General features: G+C 63.8%; 22 protein-coding genes. 12 read left to right on the top strand and 10 right to left on the bottom strand.

The features are described from left to right. The first annotated feature begins 33 nt into the window (after positions 1-33). Positions 34-1,299, top strand: coding sequence for a glycosyltransferase (locus GGQ88_RS13130; protein ID WP_183613891.1), 1,266 nt, complete (start codon positions 34-36; stop codon positions 1,297-1,299). Here the strand turns inward: GGQ88_RS13130 and GGQ88_RS13125 are convergent. Further along, positions 1,280-2,704: an aldehyde dehydrogenase family protein gene (locus tag GGQ88_RS13125; protein WP_183613890.1), complete on the bottom strand. Its 1,425-nt coding sequence runs from the start codon at positions 2,702-2,704 to the stop codon at positions 1,280-1,282. The two genes, GGQ88_RS13130 and GGQ88_RS13125, sit on opposite strands and share 20 nt — an antisense overlap. A gap of 110 nt (positions 2,705-2,814) precedes the next feature. Continuing rightward, the gene (locus tag GGQ88_RS13120; RefSeq protein ID WP_183613889.1) at positions 2,815-2,961 is read right to left on the bottom strand and encodes a lmo0937 family membrane protein; all 147 of its coding nucleotides are present in this window, start codon (positions 2,959-2,961) and stop codon (positions 2,815-2,817) included. 166 nt (positions 2,962-3,127) lie between these two features. Here GGQ88_RS13120 and GGQ88_RS13115 point away from each other — a divergent pair, with 166 nt between their 5' ends. Further along, positions 3,128-5,416: a putative bifunctional diguanylate cyclase/phosphodiesterase gene (locus GGQ88_RS13115; protein WP_246385957.1), complete on the top strand. Its 2,289-nt coding sequence runs from the start codon at positions 3,128-3,130 to the stop codon at positions 5,414-5,416. 6 nt (positions 5,417-5,422) lie between these two features. On the opposite strand, the gene GGQ88_RS13110 is transcribed toward GGQ88_RS13115, so the two are convergent. The 5 genes from GGQ88_RS13110 to GGQ88_RS13090 all read right to left on the bottom strand — a co-directional run bounded on the left by GGQ88_RS13110 (position 5,423) and on the right by GGQ88_RS13090 (position 9,999). After that, complete coding sequence (locus GGQ88_RS13110; protein ID WP_183613888.1) at positions 5,423-5,914, bottom strand: CHAP domain-containing protein; 492 nt, start codon at positions 5,912-5,914, stop codon at positions 5,423-5,425. A gap of 205 nt (positions 5,915-6,119) precedes the next feature. Further along, positions 6,120-7,529, bottom strand: coding sequence for a type I glutamate--ammonia ligase (gene glnA / locus GGQ88_RS13105; RefSeq protein ID WP_183613887.1), 1,410 nt, complete (start codon positions 7,527-7,529; stop codon positions 6,120-6,122). 120 nt (positions 7,530-7,649) lie between these two features. Continuing rightward, positions 7,650-7,988 (bottom strand): P-II family nitrogen regulator, encoded by a 339-nt coding sequence (locus tag GGQ88_RS13100; protein WP_183613886.1) that lies wholly within the window; start codon positions 7,986-7,988, stop codon positions 7,650-7,652. Between the two features lie 303 nt (positions 7,989-8,291). Next, a complete protein-coding gene (gene map / locus GGQ88_RS13095; protein WP_183613885.1) occupies positions 8,292-9,122 on the bottom strand; it encodes a type I methionyl aminopeptidase in 831 nt (276 codons plus the stop codon). Positions 9,123-9,177: 55 nt separating this feature from the next. After that, positions 9,178-9,999: a DUF4163 domain-containing protein gene (locus tag GGQ88_RS13090; RefSeq protein WP_183613884.1), complete on the bottom strand. Its 822-nt coding sequence runs from the start codon at positions 9,997-9,999 to the stop codon at positions 9,178-9,180. A gap of 53 nt (positions 10,000-10,052) precedes the next feature. On the opposite strand from GGQ88_RS13090, the gene GGQ88_RS13085 reads away from it, so the two are divergent. The 3 genes from GGQ88_RS13085 to argC all read left to right on the top strand — a co-directional run bounded on the left by GGQ88_RS13085 (position 10,053) and on the right by argC (position 12,788). Continuing rightward, positions 10,053-11,435 carry a leucyl aminopeptidase family protein gene (locus tag GGQ88_RS13085; protein ID WP_183613883.1) on the top strand — a complete coding sequence of 461 codons (1,383 nt, stop codon included), beginning with the start codon at positions 10,053-10,055 and terminating at the stop codon, positions 11,433-11,435. Between the two features lie 73 nt (positions 11,436-11,508). Then, complete coding sequence (locus GGQ88_RS13080) at positions 11,509-11,862, top strand: SH3 domain-containing protein (RefSeq protein ID WP_246385954.1); 354 nt, start codon at positions 11,509-11,511, stop codon at positions 11,860-11,862. After that, a complete protein-coding gene (argC, locus tag GGQ88_RS13075) occupies positions 11,859-12,788 on the top strand; it encodes an N-acetyl-gamma-glutamyl-phosphate reductase (protein ID WP_183613881.1) in 930 nt (309 codons plus the stop codon). The genes GGQ88_RS13080 and argC overlap by 4 nt, the downstream gene beginning before the upstream one ends. Before the next feature lie 177 nt (positions 12,789-12,965). Here argC and GGQ88_RS13070 read toward each other — a convergent pair whose 3' ends face one another. Continuing rightward, positions 12,966-13,283 carry a 2Fe-2S iron-sulfur cluster-binding family protein gene (locus GGQ88_RS13070; protein WP_183613880.1) on the bottom strand — a complete coding sequence of 106 codons (318 nt, stop codon included), beginning with the start codon at positions 13,281-13,283 and terminating at the stop codon, positions 12,966-12,968. A gap of 133 nt (positions 13,284-13,416) precedes the next feature. Between GGQ88_RS13070 and GGQ88_RS13065 the strand changes: the two genes are divergently transcribed. After that, positions 13,417-14,034 (top strand): DNA-3-methyladenine glycosylase family protein, encoded by a 618-nt coding sequence (locus GGQ88_RS13065; RefSeq protein WP_183613879.1) that lies wholly within the window; start codon positions 13,417-13,419, stop codon positions 14,032-14,034. A 1-nt stretch (position 14,035) separates the two neighbouring features. Then, positions 14,036-14,839, top strand: coding sequence for an SDR family oxidoreductase (locus GGQ88_RS13060; RefSeq protein WP_183613878.1), 804 nt, complete (start codon positions 14,036-14,038; stop codon positions 14,837-14,839). 623 nt (positions 14,840-15,462) lie between these two features. Here the strand turns inward: GGQ88_RS13060 and GGQ88_RS13055 are convergent. Both GGQ88_RS13055 and GGQ88_RS13050 read right to left on the bottom strand, forming a co-directional pair. Beyond that, positions 15,463-15,804 (bottom strand): hypothetical protein, encoded by a 342-nt coding sequence (locus tag GGQ88_RS13055; RefSeq protein WP_183613877.1) that lies wholly within the window; start codon positions 15,802-15,804, stop codon positions 15,463-15,465. Between the two features lie 106 nt (positions 15,805-15,910). Continuing rightward, complete coding sequence (locus tag GGQ88_RS13050; protein WP_183613876.1) at positions 15,911-16,201, bottom strand: 4a-hydroxytetrahydrobiopterin dehydratase; 291 nt, start codon at positions 16,199-16,201, stop codon at positions 15,911-15,913. A 62-nt stretch (positions 16,202-16,263) separates the two neighbouring features. On the opposite strand from GGQ88_RS13050, the gene ccmA reads away from it, so the two are divergent. Genes ccmA through GGQ88_RS13025 form a run of 5 tightly spaced genes read left to right on the top strand, consistent with a single transcriptional unit; the run spans position 16,264 to position 19,683 of the window. Beyond that, complete coding sequence (gene ccmA, locus GGQ88_RS13045) at positions 16,264-16,839, top strand: heme ABC exporter ATP-binding protein CcmA (protein ID WP_183613875.1); 576 nt, start codon at positions 16,264-16,266, stop codon at positions 16,837-16,839. After that, the gene (gene ccmB / locus GGQ88_RS13040; protein ID WP_183613874.1) at positions 16,836-17,498 is read left to right on the top strand and encodes a heme exporter protein CcmB; all 663 of its coding nucleotides are present in this window, start codon (positions 16,836-16,838) and stop codon (positions 17,496-17,498) included. Before ccmA ends, ccmB begins: the two co-directional genes overlap by 4 nt. A gap of 57 nt (positions 17,499-17,555) precedes the next feature. Further along, a complete protein-coding gene (locus GGQ88_RS13035; protein ID WP_183613873.1) occupies positions 17,556-18,554 on the top strand; it encodes a cysteine synthase A in 999 nt (332 codons plus the stop codon). Positions 18,555-18,568: 14 nt separating this feature from the next. Further along, entirely contained in the window at positions 18,569-18,955 is a 387-nt protein-coding gene (locus tag GGQ88_RS13030) for a hypothetical protein (RefSeq protein ID WP_343057208.1), read from the top strand. 44 nt (positions 18,956-18,999) lie between these two features. Further along, positions 19,000-19,683: a GldG family protein gene (locus GGQ88_RS13025; RefSeq protein WP_221214662.1), complete on the top strand. Its 684-nt coding sequence runs from the start codon at positions 19,000-19,002 to the stop codon at positions 19,681-19,683. Positions 19,684-19,720 lie beyond the last annotated feature (37 nt).

The raw sequence follows: 19,720 nt of genomic DNA, 5'->3' as shown, positions 1-19,720 counted from the left end.
GAAATCTTCACGTCGCAGTGGCTTTCACGGCTCATGGCCGACCCGACCCGACCCTTGTTGCTGTGCGATCTTACCCAGAGTTACGCGCCGCACGGCGGTGGAGGTATCGGCACTTATTTACGAGAGAAGCAGCGTTACGTGCTGGAACGCACGCCGCACCGGCTGTTGCAGATCGTACCCGGTCCCGAAGACCGCATAGTCGAACAGGGTCGGCTGATATGGGCGCAGGTTGGCGCAGACCAGGTGCGGGGCAGTCCCAACTATCGTTTCATCATGCGTACGGGAGTCGTGCGCAAGCTGCTGGAGCAGTACCAACCGGACCTGATCGAATCCCAATGCCCCTGGGTTTTGCCTTGGACAGCAATCAATTACGGCAGGGCACATCCCAAAACCGCGCTCGTCGCAGGATACCACACTGATTTTCCCGAAGCGCATATCTATCGCGTCGGATCAAGCCTGTTCGGCAGCTTCGTTGCACGGGGATTGCGTCGGCTGGCAACCGGGTACGCGCAGTTGACCTACCGCGAGTTCGATCGGGTTTATACGCTCAGCAGCGCAATGGCGCAGACCCTGCGCGGCTACGGGATCGACCATGTCGATGTGATGTCGCTAGGGGTTGATACCGCGTTGTTTCATCCAAAGCGCCGCGATCCGGATTGGCGCACAGAAATCAGCCTGAAGGCGCGCGGTCCCTTACTGGTTTATGCCGGGCGGCTCGACAACGAAAAGCGTGCCCAGCACCTGCTCGACATGTTCAAGCGCCTGCCTTCGGCGCTCGACGCGGGCCTCGTGCTCATCGGTGATGGCAAGCTGCGCCAAAGTCTCGAAGAACAGTCCTTGGGCTGGGAGGTTGCGTTTCCTGGCTTCATCTCCGACCGCCTCGCACTTGCCCGCGCGCTGGCTTCGGCAGATGTCTATGTTTCAGCGATGGCAGACGAGACATTTGGTATCTCGGTCGTCGAGGCGCAGGCCAGCGGATTGCCGGTCGTCGGAATGGCAAGCGGTGCCATGACGGACCGCGTGCCGCACGGGATCGGTTTGCTTGTACCAGTAGACGATACTCAGGCATTCGCCGACGCTGTGGTAGCGGCCTGGACCGGGGACCGTCGCGCGATGGGCCGCGCCGCGCGCGATCATGTCGTCAGTCGGTTCGATTGGTCGCAGACGTTCCAGAGCCTGTTGGGCGAGGTCTACCCGAAGGCCTTGCTGGCGGCAGAACATCGCGCAAGAAGCGGCCGCTCGGGTCTGAGCAGCCGCTTCCTGTCAAATCGCGATCCGGTCAGGCGGGCAAACCGCTGATCGACTTAACTTCCATGAAGTCCTTCAGGCCGTAGAGCCCGCCTTCACGCCCATTGCCCGATTGCTTGTAGCCGCCGAACGGAGCGCCGGGTGTGGGGCCCCAATTGTTGATCGCAATTATGCCCGCGCGAAGCTCCGGCGCAACCGCCGCTGCTTTGGCGGGATCGCCGGTGATGCATGCCGACAAGCCATAAGCGGTATCGTTGGCAATCTCGATTGCCTGTTCCAGACTGTCGTAGGCCATGATCGTCGCCACCGGGCCGAAGATTTCCTCCTGCGCGATGCGCATGTCCGGCGTCACGCCCGAAAACACCGTCGGCTTGATGTAGTAGCCGCGGTTGACGTTGGCAGGCAGGTCCGGACCACCGGTCTCGAGCTTGGCACCCTCGTCGATTGCCGACTGGATCAGCGCGCGGATCTTGTCGAACTGCGCCTTGTTGACGACAGGTCCGATGTGGCTGCCTTCCTGCATCGGATCGCCGACTTGCGTGGATGAATACATCGCGGAAACGAACTGCGCCGCTTCGGCTTCACGTTCACGCGGGACCAGCACGCGCGTTGGCGAGATGCAGCTCTGACCACTGTTGACCAGCGGGCCTGACGCGGTCGAGGGCAGATATTTGGCGAAGTCGGCATCGGGTAGCACCAGGTTGGGCGACTTGCCGCCGAGTTCCTGATGAACGCGCTTGACCGTGTCCGCCGCCGCCTTGGCCACCAGAATGCCCGCGCGGGTCGAGCCGGTAAAGCTCACCATGTCGATTCCGGGATGCGAGCTAATCGCGGTGCCAACGCCAGGGCCATCGCCCTGAATGAGATTGAATACGCCCGGGGGAACGCCCGCAGCGTCAAGGATCTCTGCAAAGATCACTGCGTTGGTCGGGCATTCCTCGGACGGCTTGAGGATCATGGTGTTGCCGGCCGCCAGCGCAGGCGCGACCTTGAGCGCGATCTGGTTCAACGGCCAGTTCCACGGGGTGATCATGCCGACCACACCGATCGGCTCGTAAGCCACCGAATAGGCGCCGTTGTTTTCCATGAAGTTGAAGTTCTCGAGCGCGGCCATCGTGCCAAGGAATCCGCCGATCCCGGCTCCGACCTGCGCGGTGCTGGCAAAGCTGACCGGCGCGCCCATTTCTTCGGCCATCGCTTCGGCTAGTTCGGGTACGCGCTTCTTGTACTCGGCAACGATGCGATCCATCAGCGCAAGGCGTTCCTCACGCGTGGTCTTGCTGAAGGTCTTGAACGCGCGCTGCGCTGCGGCAACGGCCTTGTCCACGTCCGCCTTGGTGCCCAGCGTGATAGCGCAACACGCTTCCTCGGTCGTCGGGTTGATGACTTCGTGGCGCTTGCCGCCTTCGCTATCTATCCATTTTCCGTCGATATATTGCTGAAGTCTCTCGCGCATTGCGCATCTCCCGAATGAACGACCGCGCCGGATGTGCCACCCGGCGCGGGACGATCAAAAGGTAGGCAATCGCGTTTCAGTTCGCAACTTGATTGGTGGCGGGGTGACTGTCAGGCGCGACGCCCGCGGAACAGATGAACAAGCCCGACAATCAGGGCAACCACGAGCACGAGGTGGATCACCCCGGCCGTAATCTTGAATGCAAAAACGCCAAGTGCCCACAGGACGAACAGGATAAGCGCAAGGGTCAGCAGCATGGCAGGTCTCCGTAAATGGGCACCTGTGGCACCCGGCAACGTCGCAGACACAATCCCTGAACCGCAGGGTTGGTTCCGTACCGGCCACTGGCCCGACGGCGGCATCCGAAGGCTCCCGCTTAGCCGCTGATAACCATTTGTTCGCAACCGCTTGTTATCGCATGGCATGATGAAGACCGGTCTCTTCTTGCGGCATCGCGCGGTGCGGCAGCACACGGGCGCTGCCGCCGTGCGGTGGATCGTCATCGCGACGTTCATCGCCCTGCTGGCCCTGACCGCCGCGCTCGTCGCCGCGTTCCGCAACTCAACCGACATCGCCGATGAATTTGCCCGGGTGGAGGAGCGTCGCCTGGCCGAAAGGTTCGTCGCCCGGACGAGCAAGCAGCTGCTCGACACTGCCCGGCTGCAGGTCACTTGGGACGATGCCGTCGTCAAGCTGAACGAGCCCGCCGTCGCGTCGTGGTCGCAGACGTACCTGTCCGGCTACTTCTGGGGCAGCCACCACGTCGATCGGATTTACCACGTCCGCTTCGATGGAACGTTGGTACATTGCTGGCGCGGGATCAAGCTGTCGCGAGACTGCGAATTCGGACCGCTTGCAGGCCAGGTCCGCAAACTCGTCACGCGCTCGGTGACCGAAGGGCCGACAGACGGACCGATCGCCGCGCGGCATCGTCATGGCACGGTCGACTGGCCTTACACCGCTAAGGGCCTGCCGATGGCGCGCGGGCTTTCTGCCATGACCAGCGCCGACGGACGACCCGCCTTTCTCGCGGTGGCATCGGTCGTTCCCGATACCAAGCCCGCCCTGCTCAAGCGCGAACCCGACTACATCGTGCTGGTGCGCTATCTCGATGCCAAGATCATTGCCGACATGCATGATTCGCTGCTGCTCGAGGACTTGCGCTTCAGCGTGGCGAATGACGCTGACGCCGGGCGCAATGCCTACGCGATCTCCGACCAGAACGGTGAGCGGATCGGCTGGCTATCTTGGCGCTCGCGCCCGCCCGGACCGGCCATTGTCCAGCGCGCGACCCCGCTGCTTGCGGTCTACATCCTGTTCTTCGTCGCGGTCGTCGTAGGCGGCGCGTTCATCGTGCGGCGCATGAGAGTCACGACCGACGAACTGAAGGCCAGCGAAGCGCAGGCCCAGCACAACGCGCTCCACGATGCGATGTCCGGCTTGCCCAACCGCACCCATTTCATGCAGCGCTTGCGGCAGGAACTGCAGACCTGCGTCGAGCGCCGCGACCTTGGCGATGTGTTCGTCGCCTACGTCGATATCGACCGCTTCAAAGTGGTCAACGATACGCTCGGCCATCAGGTGGGGGACGAGCTGGTGCGCCAGGTCGCGTTGCGCCTGCGCCGCTCGCTTCCACCCGGTGACTTCCTGTCGCGCTTCGGCGGTGATGAATTCGTGCTACTGCGGCGCACCACCGGTGGCAAGCCTGCCGCCGATATGCTCGGCCGTCAGATCATGGCGCTGATGCACGAGCCCTTCGTGATCTCGGGCAACAATCTCGACATCAGTTGCTCGTGCGGCATCAGCTGGGGCCCTGAGCAAAGCGAAGACCCCGGCGAGCTGCTACGCCGCTCCGACATCGCGCTCTACCGCGCCAAACAGCGCGGCCGCGCTCGCTACCGCCGCTTCACGCGCGACATGGATGCCACGGTAAAGCTTCGCCGCGAGATGGAAATCGAACTGCGGCGCGCCATCACCCGCGACGAATTGGCGATGGCCTACCAGCCGATCGTCAGTGCGGCCGACGGCGCGATCCAGGGCTTTGAGGCACTTGTCCGCTGGCCCCACCCGGAGCGCGGACCGATCCGTCCCGGCCTGTTCGTGCCCGTGGCCGAGCAAGCCGGCTTGATGGGCCCGCTCGGAGAATGGGTGCTGCGGCGCGTGTTCACCGAATGCCGAGACTGGCCGTCCTGCGATATCTCGGTCAACCTCTCGCCACTGCAAATCATGGCGAGCGACTTCCTGCCAAGGATCGATTTACTCATTCGGGAGACGGGCATCGACCCGCGGCGGTTCGTTCTCGAAGTAACCGAAGGCGTCATGCTCGATCGCAGCGATCACGTGCTCGACGTGCTCAAGGGCCTCAACTATCGAGGCTTCCGCATCGCGCTCGACGATTTCGGGATCGGCTATTCCTCGCTGAGTTACCTGCGTTCGTTCCAGTTCGAACGGATCAAGATCGATCGCTCGTTCGTCCAGAACATCGAAGCCGATCTCGATGCGCATTCGATCCTGCGCGCGATCGTGTCGCTGGGTCACACCTTGCGCATGAAGGTCGTGGCCGAGGGTGTCGAGACCACGATGCAGCGCGCGCTGGTCCAGGCCGCCGGATGCCAGATGATTCAGGGCCACCTGTTCTGGCCCGCGCTGTCGCCCGACGAAGCGCTCGCGCTCATCCAGCCCACCCAGCGCAAGGCCTTGCGCTCGGCCTGATTGGTGTCAGCCCTTGGCTGCGTCTGCGTCTGCGTTTGCTGCGCTGGCGGTCATGCTGCGGGGATAGATGAAGCCCTTGGCCGGACTGGCACGAAGGCCCACCGAGCGCGTCGGTGCATACCATACGCGCACTTCGCTCCAATCGCCGGCAGCTGAAACATCGACGGCCTGAACACCGCGCTCGACCATGCCCGGGCCAGACCAGTTGGCGTGATCGATCAGGATGTGGCGATCGTCGATGATCTTGCTGACCACGGCGACATGGCCATAGGGCATTGCGCGGGTGCCGCTGAACGCCAGAACCGCGCCGGGGCGGGGCTGATGGCCGCGCTCATAGGTAGCCTCGGCATTGCCCCACCAGTCGCGGGCATTGCCGCTGATCTGAACGTCCGAAACCTGCCGGGCGTAAGTCACGCACTGCAAGCGCGCGTGGGCGGAGGTGGGGAGCGCTGCAAGGCTGAACAGGGCGAGGAGGCTGGCGACCATTGTACGAAGCATGGCAGCCTTCGTAACGATGCTGTCGCTTAAGGTAACCCGAGCCCCATTCCGTTCACCCCGCGCTCATAACAGCTCAACTCGGTTCGTCGCAAACTGTGGAAAAAATCACAACTTCACGCGTTGTCCGCAGTGAGCGGCGCTTGGTCCCCCAACGGAAAGGGCGCCCGGTTTCCCGGGCGCCCTCCTACAATTCAACGGTCTGAAATCAGGCCGAGTAGTACATGTCGAATTCGACCGCCGCCGGGGTGGTTTCCCAACGCAGCTGCTCAGCCCACTTGATCTCGGCATAAGCTTCGATCTGGTCCTTGGTGAACACGCCGCCCTGCAGCAGGTAGTCGTGATCGGCCGCAAGCGAATCGAGAGCTTCGCGAAGCGAACCGCAAACGGTGGGCACTTCGGCGAGTTCTTCTGGCGGCAGGTCGTACAGGTTCTTGTCCATGGCTTCGCCCGGGTGGATCTTGTTCTTGATCCCGTCGAGGCCTGCCATCAGCAGCGCTGCATAGCACAGGTAGGGGTTGGCCATAGCGTCGGGGAAACGGAATTCCACGCGCTTTGCCTTGGCACCGGCACCATAAGGAATGCGGCACGAAGCCGAGCGGTTGCGGGCCGAATATGCCAGCAGCACCGGCGCTTCATAACCCGGGACCAGGCGCTTGTAGCTGTTGGTCGTGGGGTTGGTGAAGGCATTCAGCGACTTGGCATGCTTGATCACGCCGCCGATGAAATACAGGCACATGTCGGACAGACCGGCATAGCCGTTGCCGGCGAACAGTGGCTTGCCAGCTTCCCAGATCGAGATGTGGGTGTGCATGCCCGAACCGTTATCACCCTTGATCGGCTTCGGCATGAACGTGGCCGACTTGCCGTAAGCGTGCGCAACCTGTTGCACGACGTACTTGTAGACCTGCATGCGGTCGGCGGTCTGGACCAACGTACCGAAGGTCAGGCCGAGCTCGTGCTGCGCTGCTGCCACTTCGTGGTGGTGCTTGTCGCAAGGCAGGCCCATTTCGATCATGGTCGAAACCATCTCGCCACGGATGTCGACGCAGCTGTCGATCGGCGCGACGGGGAAGTAGCCGCCCTTGACGCCTGGACGATGGCCGAGGTTGCCGCCTTCGTATTCCTTGTTGGTGTTGGTCGGCAGTTCGATATCGTCGATGCGGAAGCCGTTACCGTCGTAGCCGTCGTAGTACTTGACGTCGTCGAACAGGAAGAACTCGGCTTCTGGCCCCACGTAGACGGTGTCGCCGATACCGGTCGACTTGACGAAGGCTTCGGCGCGCTTGGCGGTCGAGCGCGGATCGCGCGAGTACAGCTCGCCGGTCGAAGGCTCAACGATGTCGCAAACCACGATCAGCATCGGGGTGGCGCTGAACGGATCGACATAGACTGCCGAAAGGTCCGGCTTGAGGATCATGTCGGATTCGTTGATGGCCTTCCAGCCCTCGATCGACGAACCGTCGAACATCAGGCCGTCTTCGAGCTCATCTTCGCCGATCAGGCCGGCGACCATGGTCAGGTGCTGCCACTTGCCCTTGGGGTCGGTGAAACGCAGATCGATCCACTCGATTTCCTCGTCCTTGATGCGGGCGAGAATGTCCTTTGCAGTTGCCATCGCTGGTCCTTTTCTTGCCCCCGGGGAGAGGTCGGGGGGTGTCTGGGGTGGTAGTCAAACCGGAGGCTTGCCCGTCCACAGGCCTACCCCCGCCGTAAAAAACAAGACGACTGCGTGTGTCTAGATCGCGTCGTTGTCGCGCTCACCGGTGCGGATGCGCAGCGCGCTTTCGACCGGGATCACGAAGATCTTGCCGTCTCCGATGCGGCCGGTCTGGGCGGCGGCGGCAATGGCTTCGACCACGCGATCGACCAGCGTATCTGGCACAACGACCTCGAGCTTCACCTTGGGCAGGAAATCTACGACATATTCGGCACCGCGATAAAGCTCGGTATGGCCCTTCTGGCGACCGAAGCCTTTGGCTTCGGTAACGGTGATGCCGGACACGCCGATTTCGTGCAGTGCCTCTTTGACTTCATCGAGCTTGAACGGCTTGATGATGGCTTCGACCTTTTTCACGTCGTTCAGACCCCTGCAACGCGGGCCGGAGCACCAGAATGGCGAACCGGCGATGATCACGTATGACACCGATCCTACAAGAATCGTGCCACGCTAGTATGCCTAATCACTAGGCCATCGCGACACGCCGGGAAAGCGGGAAATGCGGCGCTGCGGCAAGATTTGAATCGCATGCGCCAGCCACACAGATGCATCGTTGCGCCTGTGTGATCTATTCGTGCACAATATTTGCGCAAAGGCTGCCTGATTTTTGGGCAACCTCGTCCTGTGCCGGTCGCAATGACGCGGTCGGGGGGCTGGCCGTCAACCCGCGTAAGGCGGCTTGTGCAGGCCTTTCGGGCTGAGCGTAAAGATTTCGCAGCCGTCTTCGGTGATGCCGATCGAATGCTCGAACTGCGCCGACAGCGAACGGTCGCGCGTAACCGCCGTCCAGCCGTCGTCGAGGATTTTCACGCCCGCCTTGCCGAAATTGATCATCGGCTCGATCGTGAAGAACATGCCCGGCCGAAGCTCCGGCCCTGTTCCTGCACGCCCGGCGTGAACGACCTCGGGCGCATCGTGGAACAGGCGGCCGACGCCATGTCCGCAGAATTCGCGCACCACGCCGAAGCGGTGCTTTTCGGCATGGGCCTGGATCGCCGCGCCGATATCGCCCAGCCGCGCCCCGGGCTTGGCCTGCTCGATCCCGATCATGAGGCATTCGTGCGTAACGTCGACCAGTCGCTTTGCCTTCAAGGGCACGTCGCCCACGAGATACATCCGACTGGAATCGCCATGCCAGCCGTCGAGCAGCGGGGTCACGTCGATGTTGACGATGTCACCGTCCTTCAGCACCTTTTCCGAAGGGATACCATGGCACACCACGTGGTTGATCGAGATGCAGCTGGAGTGCTCATAGCCGCGATAGCCCAGCGTCGCCGGGATCGCGCCGCCATCCAGCGTCATCTGCCGCACGACGTCGTCGAGATAGTCCATCCGGACGCCCGGCTGCACCATCGGCGCCAGCGCATCGAGAATCTCGGCTGCGAGCCGTCCCGCCTTGCGCATCCCTTCGAACGCGGCAGGGCCATGCAGTTTGATCGTGCCGTCGCGCAGCAGCACATCGTTGTCTTCGACTGTCAGATATTCGGTCATGCCCTGCATGTAGCGATATCGTTCGGCAAATGCGAGGTCTTGAAGATCGACCGTATCACTGCGCTACGAAAGCGGGCTTGTATTCGGGACGCACCGCCGCCAGCACCTTGGGCGTCACCGGCAGCGTCACCTCGTACGACCCTTCGGCGTAAGGTCCGGCCGCATAAGGCGAAATCAGCACGCCGATGCGATTGAACGCCTTGCCGTTGGACGAGCCCAGGATCACCGTCTGCTCGATCGGGTCGATGCACTTGGTGAACTCCGAGATATCGCCGGTCCACTTTTCCCCGCCCCGCTTCTTGGCACGCTCTTTTTCCAGTTCCTTGCAGAACGGATCGCGAATTGCCGCGGCCAGGGCCGCTTTCGACGTGAACAGGTCGGTCGGCGCGCGGCGCACGCCTGCGATCTTGTCCCACAACAGCGGCTCGTAGCCGTAGTTCGGATGCGCCCCGCCGCTGAAATAGCCGATCAGCGTCGACATGCTCAGCCACGCAGGCGTGTCGGTCACGACCTGCCATTCGACGCTGTGGCTATAGGCATGGTACGGGTAGCCGTTCTTCGTGGCATCCGCTTTACCCTCTTTTGCGTCCGCAATCAGTTCCTTGCGCTGCTTTTCGAGGTCTTCATCGAGCAAGCCCTTCAGAGCTGGAATCGCGCCAGCCTCAGCGGGGTAGGAGTAGGTGAATTCGTACTCGTCGTTCTCTACGGTGACGTTGCGCGCAGCCACCGGCGTCTGGGCCGGCACCGATGGCGCGGCGGGCGGGGCAGGGACGGCGCTCGGCTCTGCACTGGCACTTGCGCTGGCATCGGCTTGTGGGTCGCTGCTGACCGAGCAACCCGCAAGGAGCACGAGCGGGAACAAAACGGTGGCACGCATCAGGCACTTTCCTCTCGCAACACGCGGCGCTCTGCGGCATGCATGGATACACCATGACCGACAGAAACGCGCTGATCCAGCCGGACCGAGGCCAGCAGGCCACTGCGATCCACCTTCTCGACAAGACGACGTTGCCCGAATTTCTCAAGCAACTCAACGCCGGACAGCGCGCGAGCCTTGCCGCCCAGAAGTTCGAGGCGGGCGGATACGAATACGCGATCGTGCCCGATGGCGATGGCTGGTTCGTCGTATCAGGTGTCGCCAATACGGCGAACCTGTCATCGTGGTGCCTCGCAAAGCTTGCCGATGTCCTTCCTGGCGGCACTTACCGCCTCGCCAGCGGCGAACCCGGCAAGGCCATGCACGGCTGGGTCACCGCCCAATACCGCTTCGACCGCTATCGCAAGGATGCCAAGGACGCAGAGCCGCGCGTGCTTCTGACCAGGCAGGCCGCGCTGATCGACGCGACGCTTGCCGAGGCCACCGCCGTGCTCATGGTGCGCGATCTCGTCAACACCCCCGCCGAGGACATGGGTCCCGCGCAACTGGAATCCGAAGCCCGCGCGCTCGCCAAGACCCACCACGCCGAAATCCACGTCGTGACCGGAGACGCGCTGGAGCGCGATTATCCGATGGTCCACGCGGTCGGCCGCGCCGCCGCACGCAGCCATGCGCCGCGCCTGATCGAGATGGAGTGGGGCGATCCCAGCCACCCCCGCGTCGCCATCGTCGGCAAGGGCGTGTGCTTCGATTCGGGCGGTCTCGACATTAAGCCTTCTGCGGGCATGCTCCTGATGAAAAAGGACATGGGCGGTGCGGCGCACGCGCTGGCACTTGCCGGACTAATCATGGCTCTCGGCCCGAAGATCCGGCTGCATGTGCTTGTGCCCGCCGTCGAAAATGCGATCTCGGGCCACGCCTTCCGCCCCGGCGACATCTTGCGCGCGCGCAACGGCCTATCGGTGGAAGTGACCAATACTGATGCCGAAGGGCGGCTGGTGCTCGGCGACGCGCTGACCCGCGCGAGTGAACTCAAGCCCGAACTGATCATCGACTTCGCCACGCTGACCGGCGCGGCCCGCGTCGCGCTCGGCCCGGACCTGCCTGCGCTGTTTACGCGTCAGGCTGCTACCGCTGATGTCCTGATCGCCGCAGGCCTCGAACGCGATGATCCGTGCTGGCGCCTGCCGCTGCACGACGGCTACCGCGAAATGCTCAAATCCGACGTTGCCGACCTGCAGAATTCGCCCTCGGGCGGCTTTGCCGGAGCCAGCGTCGCTGCGCTGTTCCTCGACCGTTTCGTCGGTGAGGGGATCGAGTGGGCGCACTTCGATACGTTCGCGTGGCGACCCGCCGCCAAGCCCGGGCGGCCAAAGGGTGGCGACGCGCTCGGCCTTCGCGCGACATGGGGAATGCTCAAGGCCCGCTACGGCTGAAATGCGCGCTAGCTTGCCTGATCACGCCGACACGGCTAATCGCCCGGCTTTCGTGTTCCGGGGGCAACCTGAATTGACCGTTGAAGCATCGCCACTTCCCATCGACGTGCCCGCCGCACAGCTTGCGCTGCTGCGCCCGGCGGACCGGTCGGACAAGCCGCACCTGCCGGTGCGCGGCGACCTGGCGCATATCGGCCTGGCTGGCCGCTACTTCGTGCCGCACTACGCCGTGCCGATGCCGCACACGATCAAGGCCATCGCCGTGCTGCGCGCTGCGGGCAAGGCCGAGGGCGAGGAACTGCGCACCCTGCGCGCTGGTGAAGTCTTCGATGTGCTCGACATGTCCGGCGGCTGGGCCTGGGGCCAGTGCGAGGACGACATGCTGGTGGGCTACGTCGAACTGACTGCAATCGAGGCGAGGCCATGACAACTTCGGTATTCATCGATGGCGCCGCCGGTACCACCGGCCTCGAAATCGCCGACCGGCTCGCAGGCCGCAGCGAATTCGCGCTGATCGCGCTCGACGACGTCCGCCGCAAGGATGACGCCGCGCGGGCAGAGGCGATCAACGACGCCGATGTCGTGATCCTGTGCCTGCCCGATGACGCCGCGCGCGATGCCGTGGCGATGATCCGCAACGATCGCACCAAGGTTATCGACGCTTCGACCGCGCACCGCGTCGCCGAGGGCTGGACCTATGGCTTTCCCGAAATCGTCGGTCGCGACAGCGTGGCGCAGGCGAGCCGCGTCTCGAACCCCGGCTGCTACCCCACCGGCTTCATCGCCCTGCTTGCGCCTCTGGTTCACAACGGCCTGCTGCCCTCGGCCTGGCCCTATAGCTGCAATGCGATCTCGGGCTATTCGGGCGGCGGCAAGGCGCTGATCAAGCGCTTCGAGGACGATCGCGACATTGCATGGCGCGGCTACGGCCTGACCTTCGGGCACAAGCATGTCGGCGAAATGGAAAAGTACAGCGGCGTAGCCATCGCCCCGCTGTTCAGCCCCGCCGTGGTCAACGGACATCGCGGCATGGTCGTCGAAATCCCGCTGCCCTTGGGCGTGATGCCCGGAAACGTCCCCGCCGACCTGCTCCGCGCGGCGTTGACGCAATTTTACGCCGGATCGCCGATCGTGACGGTCGAGCAGGACCTTCCCGCAGACGGCGAACTGCTGCTACGCGCTTCGATGGAACCGTGGGATGGCCTCAAGCTGCATGTGATGGGCAGTGCCGACGGCCAGCAAGCCCGCCTGGTCGCCGTGCTCGACAACCTCGGCAAGGGCGCCAGCGGCGCGGCGGTGCAGTCGCTCAACCTGATGTCGGGGCTGGAAGAGACTGCGGGTCTGCGTCTTTAGCCACCCCAGTCACAACACCCACTCTCCCCGTTCGTGTCGAACGGATGTGGAGATGCAAAATCATAAAAAAGCCCGCGGCCCCGCGAAGGCGGGGGCCTCAGGCCGCATTGCTCTAGCTGTCATGTAAGTGCCTGAGGTCCCCGCCTTCGCGGGGACGCAGCAGTCATCGAACCGAAATCAATCCTCAGGCGCGATCGTAACCCGCAGGCCTTCGAGCGCGCTCGTCACCTGAACCTGGCACGAAAGACGCGACGTCTCGTTGCGATAGTCCGAGCTATCCAGCAGATCGTTCTCGTCTTCGCTCATCGCGGGCAGCTTGTCAGCGAATTCCGGATCGATGAACACGTGGCACGTTGCGCACGAGCAGCAGCCGCCGCACAGCGCCAGCAGCTCGTCGAAACCGTTGTCGCGAATCGCTTCCATTACCGACAAGCCGGCATCGACTTCGACGGTCTGTTCTTCACCTGCACGATTGATCACGACAATCTTCGGCATCGTCCATTCTCCAAACGCAGCGCGGGGGAGAAATTGGCCCCCTGTTCGCCTTTGGAGCGGGCTGCTATCGCGTGTCCCGGTCTTTGGCAACCGCCTATCCGGCCAAAAGACAGCGTTGCTTGGGAGAAATGACATGGGCCTTACCGCCGAGGCGATCCGCGAAGGTCTGGGCCACATTGCCGCCCGCGCGCCACTGATGGCTGGCGCAATCGAACGAGTCGGCTATCCCGAACCGCGCATCCGCGAGACCGGCTACCGCACCCTGCTGCGCACCATCGTCGGCCAGCAGGTCAGCGTGTCGGCGGCAGCATCGGTATGGAACAAGCTCGAGGCGCTGCTGGGTGAGGACATCCCCCCGCACGACCTGCTCGCTGCCGATTTCGATGCCCTGCGCGCCTGCGGCCTTTCGCGCCAGAAGCAGGGTTACGCGCGCTCGTTGTGCGAACTGGTCGTCTCGGGCGAACTCGATCTCGACAATCTGCCGGCAGATGACGAAGACGCCATTGCCGAACTCGTCAGGATCAAGGGCATCGGGCGCTGGTCTGCCGAAATCTACCTGCTCTTCGCCGAGGGCCGCCCCGACATCTGGCCCGCCGGAGACCTCGCAGTTCAAGTAGGCTTGGGCAAGCTGCTGGGCCTGACCGAACGCCCCACCGAAAAGGAAACCCGCGCGCTGGCCGAAGACTGGCGCCCGCACCGCGGAGCTGCCGCGATATTCACCTGGCATTGCTACAACAATCCGGCGCTTTGATATGCCACGCAAGACCATCTTCATCACCGGCGGCGCATCGGGCATCGGCCGCGCCGTCGCCCAACGCTTCGCCCAAGGCGGCTGGTTCGTGGGGCTCGCCGATATCGATGAGGCCGGCATGGCCGGCACCGCCGCGCTGCTCCCGGTCGGGCAAAGCTCGTGCCACACCCTCGACGTGCGGAACCGCGCGGCATGGGACGCAGCGCTCGCTGATTGCGCCAAGGCAGCAGGCGGCCAGATCGATGTCGTGTTCAACAACGCCGGAATCCCCATCGGCGGCGCTCTGATCGACGTCACGCCCGAGGAAATCGAACGCACGCTCGACATCAACCTCAAGGGCGTGATCTTCGGCGCGCAGGCCGCTCATCCGTGGCTCAAGGCGAGTGCGCCGGGATCGTGCCTGCTCAACACCGCGAGCGCGGCGGGCATCTACGGCTCGCCCGGCACCTCGGTCTATGCCGCCACCAAGTTCGGCGTCCGCGCGCTCACCGAATCGCTCGACGGCGAATGGGCGGAAGACGGCATCAAGGTGCGCAGCCTGATGCCCGCCTTCATCGAAACCCCGCTCCTCGACCATGCCCCCAACCGCGCCAGCAACGAAGACATCCGCACCCGCGTGCGCGGCGCGGGGTTGGAGATCACGCCCGTGGGTGACGTCGCCGAAGCCGCGTGGGCCGCAGTCCACGGCGAAAAGCTCCACACCTTTGTCGGCAAGACGGCGCGGCGTCTGGCGTTCGCCTCACGCTGGATGCCGGGGGTGTTGCGCAAACAGATGCGTAAGGGGCAGAGGCCGATGGGGAAGTAAGGGGCGGCCTGACCGAGCACGACCAAACCCACACACCACCCACTTCCTCGTCATCCCGGGCTTGACCCGGGATCCCGCTGTTCTTCCGCGCAACCCCCAAAAAAAGCGGGCCCCCGGATCAAGTCCGGGGCGACGGCTGGGTTGATTGGGATCAGTGCTCCGAAGCATCGGCTTGACCGGCACTCTAACGCCATGTCAGGAAAGCCACAGTAAACGGCAACCCCTCCACCCCGTCGCCCCGGACGTGATCCGGGGTGAGGCTTCCTTAGTTTTCGCGCAGAGATCGCAAAGAGCGCAGAGAAGGCTGTTTGCGCGACGAGGTCGTTTGGACCAAACAAGCGCGACTGCGTGCGCCAGACCTGAAACCTCCCCGCGTATCCCCGCGCGCCCCTCGGCGCTCTCTGCGGCCTCTGCGCGAAAAAACCTTTAAAGTCCGCCGCACCGCATCACAACCAACCGCCCTACATGCATCCACTCGTCATCCCGGGCTTGACCCGGGATCCCGCTGTTCTTCCGCGCAACCTCCAAAAAAAAGCGGGACCCCGGATCAAGTCCGGGGCGACGGCTGGTTTTGCGTTAGCCTGAGAAATGGCGGATTGGCGGGAATTGGTGGGGAGCGAACGTTAAATGTTGAACTCATCAAGCTGGGAATCGAGCTTGCTTAGGTAGGTGAGTAACTCGGAATTTTCCACCTCTTGATTAGCGATGAAGTTAAGCTTCAATGATATCAATCTGAGAGCGCCGAGGTAATCTGCTTTCGCTGGTCCAACCATATCATAGCAGGCTAGAATGCTGTCCGCCGTAATTCTCAAAGTTAGATCAAGAAGAAAGTCCGGTTCTCGTGTGTAGACTGCATTCAAGTCCAACTCACCGAGCAGGCAAATCACTTTCAAAGGTGCGGGTGGGAGGGCAGCCCCTAAATCCGCAAACAGACTTTTAAATCGATCCAGGCTTTCGTTGCTCACTGCAGGAACCTGCTTTTTTGCTCAATGTCCGCAATGGCGTCGTGTCCGGAACGGCAGCTTTCAGTCGAAAAGCTCACAATTCTGCCGTCAACCTGCACTCACCCCCTCACAAAAACCCCTCCATCGCCCGCGCCATCGCCGCATCGCGCGCCGACAGCCCATCCGCGTCATGCGTGGTCAGCGTCACCTCCACCCGGTTGTAGACATTGAACCACTCCGGATGATGGTCCGCCTTTTCCGCATACAGCGCCACGCGGTTCATGAATCCCCACGCGGCCGAGAAATCCGCGAAACGGAATGTCCGTTCGATCGCAATGCCATCCGCCCGCAGCGTCCACTCGGGCAGTTCGGCCAGCAGGGCGTCGCGTTCGGCGTCGGTCAGGCGGGGAATCGTCATCGCATAGTCCTTGTCGGTCGGCTGCTTGGCAGGACTTAAGCTTTCCCCTATCGCCTGCCCCCATGCAAGACTGCCGTCTCGTCGCCGACACTATCGCCTGCAGGCGCGGTGACCGTATTCTGTTTCGCGGGCTGTCGTTAGCCGTGCGCGGCGGAGAGATCGTGCATCTCGCGGGACCCAACGGTATCGGCAAATCCAGCCTGATCCGGATCCTGGCGGGCCTGCTGCGCCCTTATGCCGGATCGGTCGAGCGTAGCGGCTCCCTCGCGCTGTCGGACGAACGGCTGGCGCTCGACGGCCACCTCCCGCTCGACCGCGCGCTCGGTTTCTGGCGCGGGATCGACGGAACGCACGGCCAGCAGCCCGACTTCGGCCTCGCCAACCTGCTCGATGTGCCCGTACGTTACCTGTCGACCGGCCAGCGCAAACGCGCCGCGCTCGCCCGCGTGGCGGCAAGCGAGGCAAGCATCTGGCTGCTCGACGAACCGCTGAACGGGCTCGATACGCATTGGTCGTGCATGGCCCAACTCGCCATCGACGCGCACCGCAAGGCAGGCGGCGCGGTGATCCTCGCCTCGCACCAGTCGCTGTCGATCGACCACGTGACCACGGTCAAACTGCTGGACTACTCCGCGTGATTCGCCGCCTCTGGCCGATCTTCGTGCGCGATCTCACGCTGCTCACGCGCGGCGCGCAAGGGCGCGGCGGGGCGGTGCTGCCGCTGCTGTTCTTCCTTGCCGTCGCGATGCTGTTCCCCTTCGCGGTCGGACCCGACGCGCGGTTGCTGGCGCGGACCGGGGCAGGGGTGATCTGGGTCGCCGCGCTGCTCGCCGCCATCCTGCCGCTCGACCGGCTGGTCGAACCCGACGTCGAGGCCGGGTTCTTCGACCAGTGGGCCTTGCGCGGGTTGTCCGAAGAAGCCCTGCTGCTCAGTCGCATCGTCGCCCACTGGATCAGCTTCGGCCTGCCGCTGATGATCGCCGCGCCGATCTCTGCCGGACTACTGTCGCTCGACGCCGCACAATTGCGTACGGTCGAGATCGGCCTGCTGCTCGGTACGCCAGGCCTTGCCGCCATCGGCGTGACCATTGCCGCGCTCACCGCTGGCCTGCGCGCCGGGTCCGCGCTCGGCGGGCTGCTTGCGATCCCGCTGACGGTGCCGCTGCTGATCTTCGGAGCAGGCTCTCTCCAACCCGATGGTGAGGGCGGGCTGGCCCTGCTCGCCGCCTGCAGCCTCGTCGCGCTGGCTGTCGCGCCTTTCGCCGGGGGCGCGGCGATACGGGCAGGCCGCGAATAAGCTGCCGGAGTGTAAAATCGTTGGCAATCGCGCACGACGCACCCTAATTCAGGGCCTATGACAGCTCCTGCGATTTCAAACGATACCATCTCCCTGATCGGCAACACCCCGCTCGTCCGGCTGAAAGGCCCCAGCGAAGCGGCGGGTTGCGACATCTTCGGCAAGTGTGAATTCGCCAACCCCGGCGCCTCGGTGAAAGACCGCGCCGCGTTGTGGATCGTGCGCGATGCCGAGGAGCGCGGGCTGCTCAAGCCCGGTGGCACCATCGTCGAAGGCACTGCGGGCAACACCGGCATCGGCATCGCGCTGGTCGCCAATGCCTTGGGCTACAAGTCGGTCATCGTCATGCCCGAAACGCAATCGCGCGAGAAGATGGATACGCTGCGTGCCCTGCGCGCCGAACTCGTGCTCGTTCCGGCAGCGCCGTTCTCCAACCCTGGGCACTTCGTCCACACCTCGCGCCGCATTGCCGAGGAAACCGAGGGTGCGGTCTGGGCCAACCAGTTCGACAACATCGCGAATCGTCGCGCCCACATTGAAACCACTGCGCCCGAAATCTGGGAGCAGATGGAACACCGCATCGACGGCTTTACCTGTGCGGCCGGAACCGGCGGCACGATCGCGGGCGTCGGCATGGGCCTCAAGGCCTTCGACGAGAACGTCACCATCGCGCTGACCGACCCGCACGGCGCGGCGCTCTACAACTATTATGCCAATGGCGAATTGAAGGCCGAAGGGTCGTCAGTCGCCGAAGGCATCGGGCAGGGTCGGATCACCGCCAACCTCGATGGCGCGCCGATCGACACGCAGTTCCGCATCTCGGACGAGGAAGGCCTGTTCTGGGTCGAACGCATGCTGGCCGACGAAGGCCTCTGCCTCGGCCTGTCGAGCGGGATCAATGTGGCTGGGGCGGTGGCTCTGGGCAAGCAGCTCGGCCCCAATGCGCGCGTGGTGACGATCCTGTGCGACACAGGCTTCCGCTACCTGTCCTCGCTCTACAATGCCGAGTGGTTGAAGGCTAAGGGTCTCCCGGTATTCCCATGGTTGGAGCAATAGGCTAGAAGCGCTCCATGGCCCTTTTTGCCAGATCGCAGGCCCCGCGCGCTGCTCCGACCGGACCTCAGGTCGATGTTCCGTCCAGCGCGCTCGCCTACACCCCGCCCTCGATGCGCGAAATGCGCGCGCAGGCAGTTCACAGGTTGCAGGTCGGGCTGTTCGGGCTGGCGGGCATGCTGCTGCTGGTCAGCCTCGCCAACGTGATCATGGACCGCGCCAAGTATATCGACCAGACCGCAGTCGCGGGTGCAGCGCCTGCCGATGCGGCAAGCGACACCGCCGCCAGTGACCCGCTGGTCGATATGGGCGTTGCGCCCGAACTACCGGTCAAGCCCACCGTCAGCATCTCGCCCGCCCCGCCGCCAACCGCAGCACCTTCGGTCAAGGCACCGCAGCCCTGATCCTGCGCCGCCGCGCCCCGTGGCTCGCCGCGCTGCTGATGGTCATGGGCGCGGTTGTCTGGGCCATCTCCACCCGCGGCGCCGACCCGGACAGAAACACCTCGATCGGCCTGTTCACCAGCCTGCCGATCCTGTGGAGCGAAGAACAGAGCGTCAGCGCGATGCTGTCCTCGACCGCGCCTCCCCATTGGGCGCGCAACGTCCTCGAACGTCGCGGCACACTGCTCGCGCTCGATACCCTGCTCGACCTGTCGCGCACCCGCCGTCTGGTCATCGCGCAGCCACGCCCGCTCATGCCTGAGGAAAACGTCGCGCTCGACAATTGGGTGCGCGGCGGCGGCAAGCTCCTGTTGTTCGCCGATCCGATGCTCACGCGGGAAAGTGCGTTCCCGCTGGGCGATCGCCGACGCCCGCAGGATATTGCGCTCATCTCGCCGATCCTCAGGCGCTGGGGGCTGCAACTGCGCTTCGACGATTCGCAACCGGCTGCCTCACGGGAAAACACGGGCGAGGGCTTGTCCGTCGCCCTTCCCGGAGTGCTCGAGGCATTCCCGGGCGGGGTCGAGGCGCGGTGCCAAATCGGCCCCGAAGGCTTGGTCGCTCGGTGTAAAATCGCCAAAGGTCAGGCACTTATCGTAGCCGACGCGGCGCTGCTCGAGGCTGACGCCGCTCCTGCCGGGAAACGTACCCAGTTTGAAGCCTTGCTCGATCAGGCATTTCCGCGCTGACCTCGCCACCGTTACGGGAAACTGCGGGCCGATCAGC

The organism is Novosphingobium hassiacum (assembly GCF_014196055.1).
Taxonomy (GTDB): Bacteria; Pseudomonadota; Alphaproteobacteria; order Sphingomonadales; family Sphingomonadaceae; genus Novosphingobium; species Novosphingobium hassiacum.
This window is presented reverse-complemented; position numbering and strand designations above follow the sequence as displayed.

What these genes read in the sequence shown, in the direction of transcription:
- GGQ88_RS13110 (WP_183613888.1), bottom strand. Translation starts at nt 5,914, where the DNA reads ATGCTTCGTACAATGGTCGCCAGCCTCCTCGCCCTGTTCAGCCTTGCA.
- GGQ88_RS13065 (WP_183613879.1), top strand. Translation starts at nt 13,417, where the DNA reads ATGGGCCTTACCGCCGAGGCGATCCGCGAAGGTCTGGGCCACATTGCC.
- GGQ88_RS13030 (WP_343057208.1), top strand. Translation starts at nt 18,569, where the DNA reads ATGGCCCTTTTTGCCAGATCGCAGGCCCCGCGCGCTGCTCCGACCGGA.
- GGQ88_RS13025 (WP_221214662.1), top strand. Translation starts at nt 19,000, where the DNA reads ATGGGCGCGGTTGTCTGGGCCATCTCCACCCGCGGCGCCGACCCGGAC.
- GGQ88_RS13085 (WP_183613883.1), top strand. Translation starts at nt 10,053, where the DNA reads ATGACCGACAGAAACGCGCTGATCCAGCCGGACCGAGGCCAGCAGGCC.
- GGQ88_RS13115 (WP_246385957.1), top strand. Translation starts at nt 3,128, where the DNA reads ATGATGAAGACCGGTCTCTTCTTGCGGCATCGCGCGGTGCGGCAGCAC.
- GGQ88_RS13120 (WP_183613889.1), bottom strand. Translation starts at nt 2,961, where the DNA reads ATGCTGCTGACCCTTGCGCTTATCCTGTTCGTCCTGTGGGCACTTGGC.
- GGQ88_RS13125 (WP_183613890.1), bottom strand. Translation starts at nt 2,704, where the DNA reads ATGCGCGAGAGACTTCAGCAATATATCGACGGAAAATGGATAGATAGC.
- argC (WP_183613881.1), top strand. Translation starts at nt 11,859, where the DNA reads ATGACAACTTCGGTATTCATCGATGGCGCCGCCGGTACCACCGGCCTC.
- map (WP_183613885.1), bottom strand. Translation starts at nt 9,122, where the DNA reads ATGACCGAATATCTGACAGTCGAAGACAACGATGTGCTGCTGCGCGAC.
- GGQ88_RS13090 (WP_183613884.1), bottom strand. Translation starts at nt 9,999, where the DNA reads ATGCGTGCCACCGTTTTGTTCCCGCTCGTGCTCCTTGCGGGTTGCTCG.
- ccmA (WP_183613875.1), top strand. Translation starts at nt 16,264, where the DNA reads ATGCAAGACTGCCGTCTCGTCGCCGACACTATCGCCTGCAGGCGCGGT.
- glnA (WP_183613887.1), bottom strand. Translation starts at nt 7,529, where the DNA reads ATGGCAACTGCAAAGGACATTCTCGCCCGCATCAAGGACGAGGAAATC.
- GGQ88_RS13060 (WP_183613878.1), top strand. Translation starts at nt 14,036, where the DNA reads ATGCCACGCAAGACCATCTTCATCACCGGCGGCGCATCGGGCATCGGC.
- GGQ88_RS13050 (WP_183613876.1), bottom strand. Translation starts at nt 16,201, where the DNA reads ATGACGATTCCCCGCCTGACCGACGCCGAACGCGACGCCCTGCTGGCC.
- GGQ88_RS13130 (WP_183613891.1), top strand. Translation starts at nt 34, where the DNA reads ATGGCCGACCCGACCCGACCCTTGTTGCTGTGCGATCTTACCCAGAGT.
- GGQ88_RS13070 (WP_183613880.1), bottom strand. Translation starts at nt 13,283, where the DNA reads ATGCCGAAGATTGTCGTGATCAATCGTGCAGGTGAAGAACAGACCGTC.
- GGQ88_RS13035 (WP_183613873.1), top strand. Translation starts at nt 17,556, where the DNA reads ATGACAGCTCCTGCGATTTCAAACGATACCATCTCCCTGATCGGCAAC.